This window comes from Methylovorus sp. SPW-M1, assembly GCF_053848825.1.
Map to the genome: position 1 here is coordinate 787,751 of NZ_CM132626.1, position 15,863 is coordinate 803,613.

Consider the following 15,863-nt stretch of genomic DNA (forward strand, 5'->3'; position numbering starts at 1 on the left):
CGGCATCATCCCGGCACAGGAGTTGTTGTGTGAGCGAAATACTCTCTGCTACCAGCCGTCATGCCACGCAGGTAAGGCGCAAGGTGTTCATGACCGGCCTGCTAGGTGCCCTGGCGGGTTTGTTGTTCGGACTCGATATCGGGGTGATTTCCGGTGCGCTGCCGTTTATTGCCCGCGAGTTTGATGTGCCTGATCAGGTACAAGAGTGGATCGTCAGTTCCATGATGTTTGGCGCCGCCTTCGGCGCATTGGCAGCGGGCTGGTTATCCTATCGACTTGGGCGCAAATATTCCCTGTTGCTGGGCGCATTGCTGTTTGTGGTGGGCTCGTTGTTATGCGCGCTCGCCTGGGGGCCGGTGCCCCTGATACTGGCGCGCGTGCTGCTGGGGCTGGCGGTGGGTATCGCCTCGTTTACCGCGCCTTTGTATTTGTCCGAAATCGCGCCCGGCAAAGTGCGCGGTTCCATGATCTCGCTTTATCAATTAATGATCACGCTCGGCATTCTGCTGGCCTTTCTTTCCAATACCCTCTTCAGTTACAGCGGCGCATGGCGCTGGATGCTGGGCATTATTGCCATCCCGGCCGTGATTCTCTTTTTCGGGGTTTTATTGCTGCCGCGTAGTCCGCGCTGGCTCATGTTGCGCGGGCGTGAAGCGCATGCCCGCCGTATCTTGCAGCAGTTGCGCGTCAATGACACCGAGGTTGAACACGAGCTGGATGAAATCCGCCAGCAGCTCGCGCAAAAACAGCAGGGCTGGGGCTTGTTCTTTGCCAATCGGCACGTGCGCCGGGCCGTGTATCTCGGCATGCTGTTGCAGATCATGCAGCAACTGACCGGCATGAATGTGGTCATGTACTACGCGCCGCGCATTTTTGACCTGGCGGGTTTTAACGATCCGGTGGCCCAGATGTGGGGCACGGTGATTGTGGGGCTGACCAATGTGCTGGCCACTTTTATTGCCATTGCGCTGGTGGACCGCTGGGGCCGCAAACCGGTGCTTTATGTCGGCTTTTTGACCATGGGCCTGGGCATAGGCGTGCTGGGCCTGCTGATGCATATCGGCATTGATAGTCAGGCGCAGCAGATGGCGGCGGTGGCGATGCTGCTGATCTTTATCACTGGCTTTGCCATGTCTGCCGGTCCCCTGGTCTGGGTATTGTGTTCCGAGATACAGCCCTTGCGCGGCCGTGATTTTGGTATTGCCGTGTCCACCTTCACCAACTGGATTGCCAATATGGTGGTTGGTGCGACTTTCCTGACCATGCTGAATGTGCTGGGCAGTGCCCATACCTTCTGGTTCTACGCCGGATGCAATCTGCTGTTTATTTTGCTGACCCTGCTGCTGGTGCCGGAAACGCGTGGCGTATCGCTGGAGCGCATCGAGCGCAATCTCTTCAGTGGCAAGGCCTTGCGCTCGCTGGGCGATTAACGCTCAGGCGCTTGGGTGGCAGAGGCGTTTTTGTAAAGAGCCAGCGCTTTTTCGCGCTGCACGCTGTGCTCTACCACAGGCGCCGGATAATCTTTGCCGATGACCAAGCCCAGACTCTGCTGGCGCAAGGGTGGCATCAACCACGGCGCGTGAATTTCCTTCTCATGGCAGGCTGCCAATTCCGGTACATATTTGCGGATGAATTTGCCCTGCGCATCAAATTTTTCGGATTGCGTGACGGGGTTGAAAATGCGGAACCAGGGCTGGGCATCGCAGCCGGTCGAGGCCGCCCACTGCCAGCCGCCATTATTCGCAGCAAGATCAAAGTCAATCAATCGTTCGGCAAAATAACGTTCGCCCCAGCGCCAGTCGATCAGCAGATCCTTGACCAGAAAGCTGGCGGTGACCATACGCAGACGATTGTGCATATAGCCGGTCTGGTTGAGCTGGCGCATGGCGGCATCCACTAGCGGATAACCGGTGCGGCCTTCGCACCAGGCATCGAACAGTGCCTGCTGGTTGGGGAAGGCAATCGCATCAAATTCCAGCTTGAAAGCCCGGCCAGCGGCTACCTGTGGATGGTGATGCAATACCTGGAAGTAAAAATCACGCCAGATCAGTTCATTCAGCCAGGTTTCTGCCCCCGCATTGTGTTGTTGCCAGGCGGTGCGCGCCAGATGGCGGATGGACACCGTACCAAAGCGCAAATGCACCGATAGATAAGACGGGCCTTTGACCGCAGGAAAATCCCGCGCGTCCTTGTAGCGGGCCATGCGCTCCTGAAATTCCGCAAACAGCTGCTGGCCGCCGGACATGCCGGTGGGTAATTTCATCTCCCCCAGATTGGTGCGGGCAAAGCCCATGGATTCCAGGATCGGCATCTCCGTTTTGTCAGCAGCGGCCAGGTGCTGACGATAGCGATCTACCGGATAGGCTTGCAGATAAAAGTCATTGAGCTTTTTCAGGTGTGAATTTTTGTAGGGGGTGAATACGCCATAAGGTTTGCCTGCCTGCGTCAGCACTTCATCCTGCTCAAAAATCACCTGATCCTTGTACTGATGAAACGCAATATCGTGGCTGGCGAGCTTGGCTGCTACCTCGACATCGCGCGCGACGGCATCAGGCTCATAGTCGCGATTGCTGTAAACCGCGCTGGCCTTGAGTTTAACGGCCAGTGCCGGGATGGCTTCTTTGGCACAGGCATGCAGCACAATAAGATCCCCACCTTGTGATCGCAGTGCCTGTTGCAACTCACGCACGCTTTCCCAGACAAACTCAACCCGGCGGTCGGCGCGGTCTGGCAGGGCATCCAGAATGTCGGTATCAAACACAAAGGCGCAATAGACATGCGTATGCGCTTTCAGGGCATGGAAGAGCGCGGCATGGTCAAAGTCGCGCAAGTCGCGGCGAAACCAGACCAAGGCGTAGGACGAGGTTGTCATAAGGAGAGTGCCCGCTATTCGCGGTGGTAAGGATGATGCTGAATGACTGTCCAGGCGCGATAAAGTTGCTCGGCCAGCAATACGCGCACCATGCCATGAGGCAGGGTGAGCTTGGACAAGCCCCACAACCAGTCGGCACGTGATTTGACGCTGGCATGCAAACCGTCGGCGCCGCCAATGACCAGGGCAATATCCCGCCCGCTGGTCAGCCAGGTTTCCATGCGCGCAGCCAGCTGCACCGTGGTCACTTCCTGCCCGCGCTCATCGAGGGCGATCAGATAGTCCTTGCCCGCCGCTTCCAGAATGCGCTTGGCTTCCGCTTCCTGCACTACCTCGGCATTTTTGCCAGAGGCGCGTTTGTCCGGCTTGATTTCAACAATCTCGACAATTGCTTCGCGCGGCATGCGCTTCAGGTATTCACTGCAGGCTGTTTCAACCCAGTCGGGCATTTTGTGGCCGACCGAGAGAATACGCAGTTTCAAGGGGAAAGACTCAGGCGTTGCTGGCCTGGGAGGCGGAACGACGGCTCTCGGTTTCGCCCCAGAGCTGTTCCAGATTGTAGTAGGCGCGGGCGGTCGGGATCATGATGTGAACGACGATATCGTCCAGATCAACCAGCACCCATTCGCCTTCTTTTTCGCCTTCGGTACCGCGCAGTGGCACGCCTTTTTCGCGCAGCTTTTCACGCACGTTATCGGCAATCGCTTTGGCCTGACGCGTGGAATTGGCGCTGGCGACGATCATGTAGTTGGTCATGGAGGTCAGCTTGCGCACGTCCATCACGGTGATATCAAAGGCTTTGATATCTTCCAGCGCGTCGATGACGGCCAGTTTCATTGCTTCTAGTTCTAACATTCAGGCGGCCTGTGAAGATACTTGTACGGGGATTGCCTGACGCTGGTCCTTGATGCGGTTTTGCGCATCAACATACACCAGCTGGGGCTTGAATTTTTCCAGCTCAACTTCGCTGTACGTGGCATAGGTCGCAATGATCAGCAAATCGCCAGGGCTTGCCTTGCGTGCAGCTGCGCCATTGACCGAGATCACGCCCGAGTTGCGCTCGGCACGAATGGCATAGGTGGTGAAGCGCTCGCCATTGTTGACGTTGTAAATGTCGATCTGCTGGTACTCGCGAATATCGGCGGCGTCGAGCAATGCCTCGTCAATCGCACAGGAGCCCTCATAGTCCAGCTCCGAGTGCGTCACGCGCACACGGTGCAATTTGGATTTGAGCATGGTTCTTTGCATGGTTGGTCTGGGTTTGTTCAATTCGGCCGATCATTATAAGGTAAACAACACGCTGAATAAACGAAGTTTTTAGCGCGGCGCCGACAAACGCGGCCTTTCCCCTCATGATCGCCGCATCATGAATGGCGCGGATGCCGCCTTGCAGGAGGGCTAGGGCTTGCTGCCCAGTTTTTCAGACAGGCCTGCGGATTGCGCGGATATAAATTTTTCCACGCGCCTGGTATAGGGGTTTTCCAGGCCTAGTTGACCATTGATCTCGCCATGGTTGAGATTCTGCTCCAGCACCTCAACGCGCACCCCGAGTTCCTGCGCCCGGCGCTGATAGCCATAGGCCTGTTCGCAGGGGTTGTCCCGGCGCTGGGTGGAGCATACGGCGAGCAGGGGAAGTGACTGCTGGGTGAGCTGCTGCAGCGGGGATGTGGCACGCCAGTAGTTGGCGTCCTTGCCAAAGGCCTGGTCATAAAAACGTGGGTGACGGCGCTGCATGATGGTGGGGACATCCAGTGCGGCGCTATCCAGTGAGATGGTCGCCAGCCAGGGTTTGGCACCGAAGGCGGTAGCGATGGACGGCTGGGATGAAAGCAGGCTCACCAGGTGCGCACCGGCGGAGTGCCCCATCAGGATGAGCTGGCCGGAATCACCTTTCCAGCCGGGCGCTTTTTGCTGGATCACCGAGAGGGCGAGGGCGACATCTTCGGCCTGTGCCAGGGGCGCAGTGTCTGGCAGCATGCGGTAGTTGAGCGAGACGAGGATGATGCCTTTGGGAACCCAGCGGGCTATTTTATTCGTGACTACCTTGCTGTGGGTTTTGTCGCCTATGCGCCAGGCGCCGCCGTGCACCATGACAATGATCGGGGCTTGAGCAGTGGGCGCCTGCGCGGATGGCGGCGGCAGATACACATCCATTTTTTGCAGCTTGTCCGGGCCGTAGGCAATGTCGGCCAGTAGCTTTACGCCTGCAGGAAGCGCTGTGCTGCTGTCCGCGGCATCTTCCTCTTCCATCTCGCTGCTGCGGGCATCGGCGCGCTTGTTGATCAGGTCGCGCAGGGGGCCTGCCTCCGCCATATGGCTGAGCAAGAGCAGACTGCTTAAAACCAATGCCAGCAAACGCATGGTGAGCTCCCGGGTGAGAGGGTTAGCGCGACCAGCCCGCTTTGGCAGCGGCTGGTTGCGATACATCAAGCCTGGTGGCTTGCGTCAAATTCCAGATTGTCGATCAGCCGCGTTTTGCCCAGGCGGGCCGCGGCCAGCGCGACCAGCTGGGTATCCTTGGCGGTAGCAGGCTGCAGGGTAGATGCAGCACGCACCTCAATATAATCAACGATCCAGCCGAGCTGCGTCAAATACTGGCGCGTCTGTTCGCAGATGGCTGGGTAATCATGGTTGCCTTTCTGGATCGCCTGCTTCACCAGCTGCAGAGCGGCATGCAGGCGCTTGGCTTCTTGCCGTTGCGCCGGGCTGAGGTAGCCATTGCGTGAGCTCATGGCCAGGCCATCGGCCTCGCGCACGGTTTCGCCGCCGATGATGCTGATTGGCAGATTGAATTGCTGCACCAGCTCGCGAATGACGCTGAGCTGCTGGTAATCCTTTTTACCGAATATGGCGACTTGCGGCTGTACCAGGTTAAAGAGCTTCATCACCACGGTGGCGACACCGGAAAAATGGCCGGGGCGGCTGGCACCACAGAGGCTGTCGGCGATAGGCGGGGCGCTGATGGTCATGGTTTGCGCGGTGGGGTACATCTCGCTGACCGAGGGCGCGAACACCACATCGGCCCCAGCCGCTTGCAGACGGGCGCAATCCTGCTCCAGCGTGCGCGGGTAGTTATCCAGGTCTTCGTTGGGGCCAAACTGCAGCGGATTGACGAAAATACTGACGACCACACAGTCGCCATGTTGGCGCGCCAGATTGACCAGATGGATGTGCCCATCATGCAGATTGCCCATGGTGGGCACAAAGCTGATGCGGGTTTCGCCAGCGAGGCGGGCGCGGAGTTCGGTAACGCTGTGTAGGATGTCCATAAACGCTCGATGGAGAATGGCCAGGCTTAGTAAGCGTGGGCCACGGAGGGGAATTCGCCGGATTTGACCGCCTGCACGTAACGGCTAACGGCTTCCTGAATGCTGGTGCTTTCCTGCAGAAAATTGCGCACGAAACGCGGCGATTTGAAGCTGGCCGGGTCTTTGTCAGCCGGTCCGGTGTAAATGCCCAGCAGATCCTGAATCACCAGCACCTGCCCGCTACAGTCGACACCCGCGCCTATGCCGATGGTGGGCGCGGCAATGCGACGCGTGATCTCGGCAGCCAGCGCGGCGGGCACCATTTCCATCAATACCAGGCATACACCTGCTGCGCTCATGGCTTCGGCATCCGCCGTGATCTGGCTGGCGCTATCCTCGGTTTTGCCTTGAATCTTGTAGCCACCCAGCTGCTTGACCGATTGCGGGGTGAAGCCCAGATGCGCACACACCGGTATGCCATGCGCGACCAGATGGCGGGCTGTCGCCACCATGTGGCCGCCGCCTTCGATCTTGACGATATGGGCGCCAGCAGCGATCAATTGATGCGCGTTATCAAGCGCTTCCTCGGGGCTAGCTTCATAGCTGCCATATGGCATGTCGGTCATGATCAGGGTGTGGCGGCTACCGGCAGCTACGCTGCGGGTGTGGTAGACCATATCCTGCATGCTCACGCTCAGGGTATCGGTGGCGCCTTGCAATACCATGCCCAGTGAATCGCCGACCAGCAGCACATCCACCCCAGCGGCTTCCATCAGCTTGGCAAAGCTCGCGTCATAGCAGGTCAGCATAGCGATTTTTTCGCCGCGCGCTGCCATGGTCTGTAAATCGTGTACGGTCACGCCTATTCCAGGTTGGGGTTGAAAAACTCGCGACGGCCGCGCATCTGCAAGGTGCGCTCGATCAGCAGGTCCAGCGCGCCTTCGCGCTTGGTGATGTCGAGATTTTCATTATTGACGATGAGCACGGGCGCGGCATCGTACTGGTGGAAAAATTCGCTGTAGGCATCGGCCAGCCGCTTCAGGTATTCGCGCGGAATCTCCTGCTCATAGCTGATATTGCGCTGGTTGACGCGTTCGGCCAGCGCATCGACGGGGGTTTGCAAGTAGATCACCAGATCAGGCGTCGATACCTGCACTTGCAGGTGCTGGTAGATCTGGCGATAGAGCGCAAACTCTTCGTCATCCAGGTTCATGCGGGCAAACAGCGGGTCTTTTTCCAGAAAGAAATCGGCGATGGTGGCTTTGCCAAAGAGGTCGCGCTGGCTCAGGTCGCGGATTTGCTCGCAACGCTGAAATAGAAAGAATAGCTGCGTAGGCAAGGCGTAGCGTGGCGCATCCAGATAAAACCGCGGCAGGAAGGGATTGCTCTCGGCATTTTCCAACAGCAAATTGACGGAGAATTTATCTGCCAGCTTGCGCGCAAGCGTGGTTTTGCCGCTGCCTATCGGGCCTTCGATGACGATATAGGGAAATTTGTCGATCAAACTCATGGTGCTAACCTTCAGCCTTTACTTTGATAACGCCCTGATCGCCGCAAGCTTTAGCCAGCTCGCTGGCCGTGCCGTATTGCCCGATTCTGAGCTCAGGCGCAATCTCGGCCAGCGGCAGCATGACAAAGCCACGTTCATGCATGCGCGGATGCGGCAGCGTCAGCTCGGTGGTCTGCATCTGCACATCTTCATATAGCAGCAGATCGAGGTCCAGCACGCGCGGCGCATTGGGGAAAGGCCGCTCGCGTCCGTACAGGTTTTCCAGTGCCAGCAGGGCGCGCAGCAGGGCAATCGGCGTCAGCGTGGTGTTTACCTCGGCAACCGCGTTGATGAAATCAGGCTGGTTGTCGTAACCCACAGGCGCGGTGCGATAAAGCGATGAAGGGCGAACCACCTGCGTCTCCGGCAAGGTGTTCAGCGCGGTTAGCGCCGAACTCACCTGCGTTTGCGGATCCTTGAGGTTGCTGCCCAGTGCTACAAAGGCGCGACTCATGCCGCTTCAGGTTTGGCCGCCGGTTTTTTGCGTGAACGGCGGCGACGTTTCTTGGGTTCGGCGGTGGCGGGCTGCAGCATGGCGCTGCGCTGTTCGCCATCGGTATTGGCAAAGTCAGTCCACCATTGGCCCAGTTCCATGGGCAACTCGCCTGACTCGCAGCGCAACAGCAGGAAGTCATAAGCGGCACGGTAACGTGGATGCTCCAGCAATGCGTAGGGACGCTTGCCCGAACGTTGCTCAAAGCGCGGCTGCATGCCCCAGATTTCCTTCATGGTGGTGCTGTAGCGCTTGTGTATGGCGAGTTTCTCCGCCTGAATGTCGCACACCTCATGCATGGCGAGATGCAGCGCAGGAATAGGGCGCTCGCCATTGTCCTGATATTGCTGCCAGGCGGTGAGAACCTCATGCCAGAGCAGTGTGGCAAACAGGAAGCTGGGCGACACTGGCTTGTCCTGCAGCACGCGCTCATCGGTATTTTTCAGTGCCAGGGTGACAAAGCGCTCGCCCATGGGCTGTTCCAGTACGACATCGAGCAGCGGCAGCAAGCCATGATGCAGCCCATGCTGACGCAAGGCCTTGACGCTTTCCATGGCATGGCCGGAAAGGAACAGCTTGAGCATTTCATCAAACAGGCGCGAAGCAGGGACTTCCTGCAGTTCGTCAGCCAATTTGGGGATAGGCGCTTCGGTGGCTTTATCCAGCTTGAGGCCGAGCTTGGCCGACAGGCGGATAGCGCGCAGCATGCGCACCGGGTCTTCGCGGTAGCGCGTGACCGGGTCACCTATCATGCGCAGGATGCCTGCCTGGATATCTTCGTAACCTTGGTGAAAGTCCAGCACATCTTCGCTGGATGGATCGTAATACAAGGCGTTGGCGGTAAAGTCGCGCCGCAGGGCATCGTCTTCCTGGCTGCCGAATACGTTATCGCGCAGAATGCGGCCGCTGTCGGCAATCTTGGCATCGCCATCGTCATTCAGGTGGCTGCCGCGGAAGGTGGATACTTCCACCGTTTCATCGCCAAACAGGACATGCACGAGGCGAAAGCGCCGACCAATGATGCGCGAGCGACGGAACACGCGGTTTACCTGCTCGGGCGTGGCATTGGTCGCGACATCAAAATCCTTGGGGCGCTTTTTCAGCAGCAGATCGCGCACGGCGCCGCCGACGATGAATGCCTCAAACCCGGCTTTTTGCAGGCCTTCGGTGGTTTTGATAGCCCCTGTACTCAGCAGTTTGCGGTTGATTTTATGCGTCTTGACCGGAATGCGATTGACGGAACCGCTGGTTTTAGCGGTACGCGTGCCAGCTTTTGGGGAAGAAGGTGAGCCTTTAAAAACGCGTTGCAGCAGTTTTCTGATCATTATGAAGTTTAGCCTGAGGTCCAGAAGCGCTAAATGATGCGATTATAGCCTAAGGTGTTGCGGATATGTTGGCAGCGCAGGCGAATTCCTGCGCGCCGACATGGCCGGAAGGAAGACGGTCAGGAGAGTTTGCTGCTGACCCACATGCCGCCCAGCATGGCAGCGGTGAAAATCAGGGGCTGGGTGTAATCGCTCAGCAGGCTGGCAATGGCTGGGCCGGGGCAGTAGCCAGCCAGCCCCCAGCCAATACCGAACAGCAGACTGCCGCCCAAGAGCTTTTTATCAATATCCTGATTCGTAGGCAGCTGCATGGTATTGCCTAATAAGCTGGTTTTGCGCGATTTGGCATAAGCAAAGGCAAACACGCCGACCAGGATGGCACCGCCCATCACCAGGCCGAGCGAAGGGTCCCAATGGCCGAAAATATCCAGAAAGCCGATGACCTTGGCTGGGTTGGTCATGCCGGAAATGATGAGGCCCAGTCCGAAGATCAGGCCGGAAACAAACGCGGTCAATAAGCGCATGGTGGTTGTCCAGTCAGGGAAGCTTATGCCAGCAGGTGGCGAACGACAGACACAGTGACGATGCCTGCCAGCATGAAGGTAATGGTCGCCGCCAGGGAGCGCAATGACAGCCGCGAAAGGCCGCATACGCCATGCCCGCTGGTGCAGCCCGAAGCCAGGCGTGTGCCTATGCCGACCAGCAAGCCGGCGATGATGAGGCGGGCATGTCCAGCTTCTATCTGGGCTTCCGGCAGTGGGGCTGCCAGGCTATAAAACCATGGCGCCAACACCAGGCCCAATACAAATAGCAGGGACCAGGTGCTTTCCTTGCCCCAGCCTTGCAGCAGGCGGCCCAATATGCCGCTTACCCCGGCAATGCGGCCGTTGAGGAGGATCAGCATGGCGGCGGCCACGCCAATCAGCAAGCCGCCAACAAAGGCGGGGACAGGGGTGAAGTTTGCCCAGGCTATCATGAGGGTTCCTAAATAAAGGGACGGCGGATGGCGGCTATTCTAGGCCAAAGCACGCCATCTGTCCGCACACCTTGTTCATGCTTTTTACAGTGCCCAGCTGTAAGCAACGCCCAGTGAATCCTGGTACATCTTGAGGTTGACGTCGCCACCCCCAAACGCGGCAGGGATGGAGCCGCTACCCTTGATCTCGTTTTCAAAGGCATGGGTATAGCTGAATGACAGCTCGCTGCTATTGGCAAATTTCCAGGTGGCACCGAGGGAGACATGGTCTTCCACCACTGCCGGGGCCAGCGTATTGAACAAGGTCTGGCTGCTGGGGATGGGTTGATTGACATGGTTATACCCGGCGCGCAGGGTCAGTTGTTCGCTGTAGGCATACAGCGCACCCAGCTTGAAGACGGTGGCATCTTTCCAGCCAAAGCCTGCGCCGTTATCCGTGCCTAGTTGCGCGGTAAAGAAGTTGGCGATGCTGGCGCCGACCGCATCGACCTCGCTATAACGTATGCGCTGGATGTCGCCCGCCAGCGTGAGCGCAGGGGTGGCCTTGACGGCAATGCCCACGCCAAAGTTGGCGGGAATATCAAAATCGCCCTGTTCGGCAAACAGGCCTTTGTAGCGATCAAACCTGGTCATGTAGGTGCGTGTCTGGTAATGCGCACCCAGGGTCACCTGGTCGTTGATCTTGCCTTGCCAGCCAAGATGCAGGCCTGCGCCGTAGGAGCTGTCTGCGCCTTTATTGGTGACATGGTCCGGCGATGATGAAAAGGAGCTATTGGCAAAGCTTTGCAGGCCCTTGGCTTCAAAACGCTGATATGCCAGATTGAGGCCGATGCCCACGGATTGGGTCGGACTCAGTTTCCAGGCAATGGTGGGCGTGACGAAGGCCTGAATGAAGTTGACCCCTACCCGGCTGCCGGTGTTGTTAAACAGGGGAAAGCCATTTTTGTAGTCGGTGTTCATGCCGCCATTGCCATACAGGGCGACACCGACGGTGGTGGTGTCACTCAGCTGCTTGCTGTAACCAAACTCCGGGATCAGAAAGTTCTTGGTGTCATTACCGTCGTACTTGCCATTGATGGGAGATGGGCTGCCCTCGATTTCAGCATCGCGTACCGGTCTGAACCAGGTGGCGCCGATGTCCAGGCGATTGCCAATGGCTGCTAGGCCTGCCGGGTTGGCGGCGATGCTCAAGGTGTCTTGCGGCAATGCAATGCCGACGCCGCCCGCGCCTTGTGCCTTGACGCCATAGCCATGGGAAAAATAGCCATCGGTGGCGTGGGCCTGGAGGGGAATGGCTGTGCCCAGAGCCAGCCATAGTAAAGAAGACGAAGAGGCAGACAATGCCTGGAATACCGGATGTGATTTGCTCATGATGATTCCCTGTTGATTGGTGTTATGTGCGGTCGGCTTTGATAGCGCGACTCGAAAAAAAAGAGGCTAGTACTTGCGTACTAGCCTCCAGTGGTCTGGTTGGCCTGGGATTCAGGTCAGGTGTTTAGCTGGTGTGTTTAATTGGGCACATCCAGAAACACGCGGACATTGCGCGGCTGGATATACACCGCTTCACCTTGTTGCAGTGCCAGCTCGCGGAAACGTTCGCGCGTCAGCTCGGCTTCGACGATGCTCTGGTTGTCCTGGCGCTGCAGCTCGATGCGCACCAGTGGGCCGATGGCATTGATATAGTTGACCACGGCGCTGAATGCGGGCTGGGTGCCGCGCTCGCGCAGCACTTCAATATCATGTGGGCGAACAAAGGCATGGGCAGGCGTGTTGTCGGTCTCGTGATGGTCGTCGATATCCAGTGCGAGCGTGTCGATATGCGCCTTGCCGGCATGCACACGGCCATGGAACTGGTTGACGTTGCCCAGGAACTTGTAGACGAAAGGCGAAGCCGGTTTGTCATACACTTCCTGCGGGCTGCCGATCTGCTCGATATTGCCCTGGTTCATGACCACGATACGGTCGGCAACTTCCAGCGCCTCTTCCTGGTCGTGGGTCACAAATACGCTGGTGATGTGCAGTTCGTCATGCAGGCGACGCAACCAGCGACGCAAGTCTTTACGCACCTTGGCATCCAGCGCGCCAAATGGCTCATCCAGCAGCAGTACCTTGGGCTCCACTGCCAGTGCGCGCGCCAGCGCAATACGCTGACGCTGACCGCCAGAGAGCTGCGGTGGATAGCGGCCAGCCAGCCAGTCCAGCTGTACCAGCTCAAGCAGTGCATGCACGCGACGGTGGATTTCTGCCTCGGATGGGCGTGTTTTGCGTGGACGTACGCGCAGGCCGAAGGCCACGTTTTCAAACACGGTCATGTGGCGGAACAGGGCGTAATGCTGGAAAACAAAGCCCACTTCACGTTCGCGCACATCGCGGCTGGTAGCGTCATTGCCATGAAACAGAATGCTGCCTTCATCGGCGGCTTCCAGACCGGCAATAATGCGCAGCAATGTGGTTTTGCCGCAACCGGACGGGCCGAGCAAGGCCACAAGTTCACCCGTAGGAACATCCAGGTTGATGTTGTTCAGGGCATTGAATTTGCCGAAGCGTTTATGGATATTGCGAATTGCGATGCTCATTGCGGCCTCTTTTATTCTTCAGAAGATTGTTCGGTAGTGCGTGCACTGCGGGCGGACTGCCATTCGATGAAGGTTTTCAGGGCGAGGGTGACCAGCGCCAGGAAAGCCAGCAGCGATGCCACGGCAAAAGCGGCAGCGTAGTTGTATTCGTTATAGAGAATCTCGACATGCAGCGGCATGGTGTTGGTCAGGCCGCGGATATGGCCAGAGACCACCGACACCGCGCCAAACTCGCCCATGGCTCGGGCATTGGTCAGGATGACGCCGTACAGCAGGCCCCATTTGATATTGGGCAGGGTCACGCGCCAGAGGATCTGCCAGCCGGAGGCACCCAGGACCAGGGCGGCTTCTTCTTCTTCCTTGCCTTGCGCCTGCATCAGCGGAATCAGCTCGCGCGCCACAAACGGGAAGGTGACGAAAACGGTGGCCAGCACAATGCCGGGGATGGCAAAAATCACTTTGTAATCATGATCGATCAGCCATTCGCCAAACCAGCCTTGCAAGCCAAAGATCAGTACATAGATCAGACCGGCAATCACCGGTGATACGGCAAACGGCAGATCAATCAGCGTGATCAGCACGCTTTTGCCCTTGAAATCGAATTTGGCAATGGCCCAGGCGGCTGCCACACCGAATACCAGATTCAGGGGGACAGAAATGACCGCAGCGATCACGGTGAGCTTGATGGCGGACAGTGCATCGGGCTCGACCAGGGCCGCGATATAGGTTTCAAAGCCCTTGCGCAGGGCTTCGGTAAATACCGCTGCCAGCGGAATGAACAGGAACAGGCTGAGGAACGCCAGTGCAATGGCGATCAATGACCAGCGTATCCACGCCGGTTCAGAGGTGGCGCGGCTGCGGGCAACCTTGGCCTGGTAATGACCGAGATGAGAAACAGTAGATGACATGCGTGCTTGCCTTTGACTTGGTATGTGTTATTCGGCGGATTTGGCGTTACGCTGGCTGCTCCACCATTGCAGGCCATTGATGGCCAGCAACAGGATGAAGGAGATCACCAGCATGACCACGGCAATCGCGGTGGCACCGGTGTAGTCGTATTGCTCAAGCTTGGTGATGATGATCAACGGCGTGATTTCAGACACCATGGGCATATTGCCGGCGATGAAAATCACCGAGCCGTATTCGCCAACGGCGCGGGCGAAGGCCAATGCAAACCCGGTAAGCAGCGCAGGCCATATGGCAGGCAGAATCACCTTGCGGAAGGTTTGCCAACGGTTGGCGCCCAGGCTGGCGGCGGCCTCTTCGGTTTCCGCTTCCAGATCTTCCAGCACGGGTTGCACCGTGCGCACCACAAACGGCAGGCCAATAAAGGTGAGGGCGACGACTACACCCAATGGGGTGAAGGCGACCTTGATGCCATGCGGTTCCAGCAATGAACCTATCCAGCCGTTGCCTGCATAGATCGCTGTCAGCGCAATGCCAGCGACGGCTGTCGGCAGTGCGAAGGGCAGATCGACCAAAGCATCCACCAGGCGTTTGCCGGGGAAGGTGTAGCGCACCAGCACCCAGGCAGTCAGCAGGCCGAATATCGCATTGATGAAGGCGCCGATCAAGGAAGCGCCAAACGTCAGCTTATAGGAAGCCAGCACGCGTGGCGCCGTGACGGTGGTCCAGAATTCGGCAAAGCTGAGTTCGGTGGTTTTAAGGAAGGCTGCTCCCAGCGGGATCAGCACGATCAGGCTCAAATAGAGGATGGTGTACCCGAGGGAGAGGTTGAATCCAGGTAGAACGTGGTGTCTTTTCGCCATTTTTATCGTCGTTGTCTTTGCAATAAGTTTTGCTTTGAATCGGTCGCCAATGTAACAAATCGGCTTATATAATAAAAATACTATGTTTTTATATTGATATAACTAGAATGCGGTAAAAAACGACCGGGGCATGCTTGGCATGCACACCGGTCCAGAGGAGGAGATGTTAATGGTAAAAACGGGCATCAAGCGGCGACGCGAATGGTGGGCTTGAATACCGACACAGGTTGCAGTTCCTTTGCCGTGACTGGCTTGCCCAGGAAGTAACCTTGCAACAGGCTGGCGCCCGATTCAATGGCAATATCAAATTGCGTCTGCGTTTCGATACCCTGAATCACTGGTTGCGCGCCCAGGTCGCTGATGATACCGAGCAGTTTGGGGATGATCTTGCGTACGCGTGGGTTGCGTTCCGCTTCCTGTATCAGCTGGATATCCAGTTTCACGAAATCAGGGGAGAGCGTCCACAAGCGATCCAGATTGGAATGCTTGCTGCCAAAGCCATCAATCGCGATCTTGTAGCCGCGATCGCGGTAGTTTTCCACGGCTTCTACCAGAGGCTTTTCCTGGTCAACCGCACTTTCCTGGATCTCAATCACCACGCGGTTGGTCGGCACCGAATTGCTGTGCAGAATGCGCTCAAACACCTTGCCATGGGCATTTACACTCGCCAGCAGCTTGGTATGCACATTGAGGAACAACAGACCGTTTTCTGCATGCAGCTGGCGGAAATTCAGCACGTGCAAGGTACGGCTGACGCGGTCAAACTTCACCAGCTTGCCTGATTGCTCGGCGTAGTAAAACGCAAAGTGCGGGCTGACTTCCTGTACGCCACCCAGAGAAGGGCGCAGGAAAGCTTCGTGGCCAAACAGGTCGCCTGCTTCACTGTCGTAAATCGGCTGGAAAGCCGTATGCAACTGAATACCCAGGAAGGTATTGCTGAACTCGCCGCGTGACAGCTCATCCAGGCCATAGTCGTCCAGGTCCAGATGCAGCGATTCGCGCAGTTGGGATTTCAGGGTCTCAAGATAACTCAGATCTTGTGGGGGAATACTCAT

18 protein-coding genes are annotated in these 15,863 nt (G+C 57.5%); 1 reads left to right on the forward strand and 17 read right to left on the reverse strand.

From position 1 onward, the window contains the following. Positions 1 to 29 precede the first annotated feature (29 nt). Positions 30 to 1,430, forward strand: coding sequence for a sugar porter family MFS transporter (locus ACWWD9_RS03680; RefSeq protein WP_455867762.1), 1,401 nt, complete (start codon positions 30 to 32; stop codon positions 1,428 to 1,430). On the opposite strand, the gene ACWWD9_RS03685 is transcribed toward ACWWD9_RS03680, so the two are convergent. From ACWWD9_RS03685 to ACWWD9_RS03765, 17 genes are all read right to left on the reverse strand, one after another. Continuing rightward, positions 1,427 to 2,872 (reverse strand): cryptochrome/photolyase family protein, encoded by a 1,446-nt coding sequence (locus ACWWD9_RS03685; RefSeq protein WP_455867763.1) that lies wholly within the window; start codon positions 2,870 to 2,872, stop codon positions 1,427 to 1,429. The genes ACWWD9_RS03680 and ACWWD9_RS03685 overlap by 4 nt on opposite strands. Positions 2,873 to 2,886: 14 nt before the next feature. After that, complete coding sequence (rlmH, locus tag ACWWD9_RS03690; protein WP_455867764.1) at positions 2,887 to 3,354, reverse strand: 23S rRNA (pseudouridine(1915)-N(3))-methyltransferase RlmH; 468 nt, start codon at positions 3,352 to 3,354, stop codon at positions 2,887 to 2,889. A gap of 10 nt (positions 3,355 to 3,364) precedes the next feature. Further along, positions 3,365 to 3,727: a ribosome silencing factor gene (rsfS, locus tag ACWWD9_RS03695; RefSeq protein WP_455867765.1), complete on the reverse strand. Its 363-nt coding sequence runs from the start codon at positions 3,725 to 3,727 to the stop codon at positions 3,365 to 3,367. Beyond that, the gene (panD, locus tag ACWWD9_RS03700; protein ID WP_015830742.1) at positions 3,728 to 4,120 is read right to left on the reverse strand and encodes an aspartate 1-decarboxylase; all 393 of its coding nucleotides are present in this window, start codon (positions 4,118 to 4,120) and stop codon (positions 3,728 to 3,730) included. It lies immediately after the preceding gene. Positions 4,121 to 4,270: 150 nt separating this feature from the next. After that, positions 4,271 to 5,233 (reverse strand): alpha/beta hydrolase, encoded by a 963-nt coding sequence (locus tag ACWWD9_RS03705; RefSeq protein WP_455867766.1) that lies wholly within the window; start codon positions 5,231 to 5,233, stop codon positions 4,271 to 4,273. A 65-nt stretch (positions 5,234 to 5,298) separates the two neighbouring features. Next, positions 5,299 to 6,141, reverse strand: a complete 843-nt coding sequence (gene panC / locus ACWWD9_RS03710; protein WP_013442892.1) for a pantoate--beta-alanine ligase — start codon at positions 6,139 to 6,141, stop codon at positions 5,299 to 5,301. A 26-nt stretch (positions 6,142 to 6,167) separates the two neighbouring features. After that, entirely contained in the window at positions 6,168 to 6,980 is an 813-nt protein-coding gene (gene panB / locus ACWWD9_RS03715; protein ID WP_455867767.1) for a 3-methyl-2-oxobutanoate hydroxymethyltransferase, read from the reverse strand. A 2-nt stretch (positions 6,981 to 6,982) separates the two neighbouring features. Then, on the reverse strand, positions 6,983 to 7,630 hold the full coding sequence (locus ACWWD9_RS03720; RefSeq protein ID WP_013442890.1) for a deoxynucleoside kinase: 648 nt from the start codon (positions 7,628 to 7,630) through the stop codon (positions 6,983 to 6,985). A gap of 4 nt (positions 7,631 to 7,634) precedes the next feature. After that, the gene (folK, locus tag ACWWD9_RS03725) at positions 7,635 to 8,123 is read right to left on the reverse strand and encodes a 2-amino-4-hydroxy-6-hydroxymethyldihydropteridine diphosphokinase (RefSeq protein ID WP_455867768.1); all 489 of its coding nucleotides are present in this window, start codon (positions 8,121 to 8,123) and stop codon (positions 7,635 to 7,637) included. Beyond that, entirely contained in the window at positions 8,120 to 9,487 is a 1,368-nt protein-coding gene (pcnB, locus tag ACWWD9_RS03730; protein WP_455867769.1) for a polynucleotide adenylyltransferase PcnB, read from the reverse strand. The genes folK and pcnB overlap by 4 nt, the downstream gene beginning before the upstream one ends. Positions 9,488 to 9,606: 119 nt before the next feature. Further along, complete coding sequence (locus ACWWD9_RS03735) at positions 9,607 to 10,011, reverse strand: DUF6691 family protein (protein WP_455867770.1); 405 nt, start codon at positions 10,009 to 10,011, stop codon at positions 9,607 to 9,609. Between the two features lie 23 nt (positions 10,012 to 10,034). After that, positions 10,035 to 10,463, reverse strand: a complete 429-nt coding sequence (locus ACWWD9_RS03740; RefSeq protein ID WP_455867771.1) for a YeeE/YedE family protein — start codon at positions 10,461 to 10,463, stop codon at positions 10,035 to 10,037. A gap of 84 nt (positions 10,464 to 10,547) precedes the next feature. Next, positions 10,548 to 11,834 (reverse strand): OmpP1/FadL family transporter, encoded by a 1,287-nt coding sequence (locus tag ACWWD9_RS03745; RefSeq protein ID WP_455867772.1) that lies wholly within the window; start codon positions 11,832 to 11,834, stop codon positions 10,548 to 10,550. Positions 11,835 to 11,971: 137 nt separating this feature from the next. Beyond that, entirely contained in the window at positions 11,972 to 13,039 is a 1,068-nt protein-coding gene (locus tag ACWWD9_RS03750; protein WP_013442884.1) for a sulfate/molybdate ABC transporter ATP-binding protein, read from the reverse strand. 11 nt (positions 13,040 to 13,050) lie between these two features. After that, positions 13,051 to 13,947 carry a sulfate ABC transporter permease subunit CysW gene (gene cysW / locus ACWWD9_RS03755; RefSeq protein ID WP_013442883.1) on the reverse strand — a complete coding sequence of 299 codons (897 nt, stop codon included), beginning with the start codon at positions 13,945 to 13,947 and terminating at the stop codon, positions 13,051 to 13,053. A gap of 27 nt (positions 13,948 to 13,974) precedes the next feature. After that, the gene (cysT, locus tag ACWWD9_RS03760) at positions 13,975 to 14,808 is read right to left on the reverse strand and encodes a sulfate ABC transporter permease subunit CysT (RefSeq protein ID WP_015830730.1); all 834 of its coding nucleotides are present in this window, start codon (positions 14,806 to 14,808) and stop codon (positions 13,975 to 13,977) included. A gap of 185 nt (positions 14,809 to 14,993) precedes the next feature. Further along, a complete protein-coding gene (locus tag ACWWD9_RS03765; RefSeq protein WP_013442881.1) occupies positions 14,994 to 15,863 on the reverse strand; it encodes an EAL domain-containing protein in 870 nt (289 codons plus the stop codon).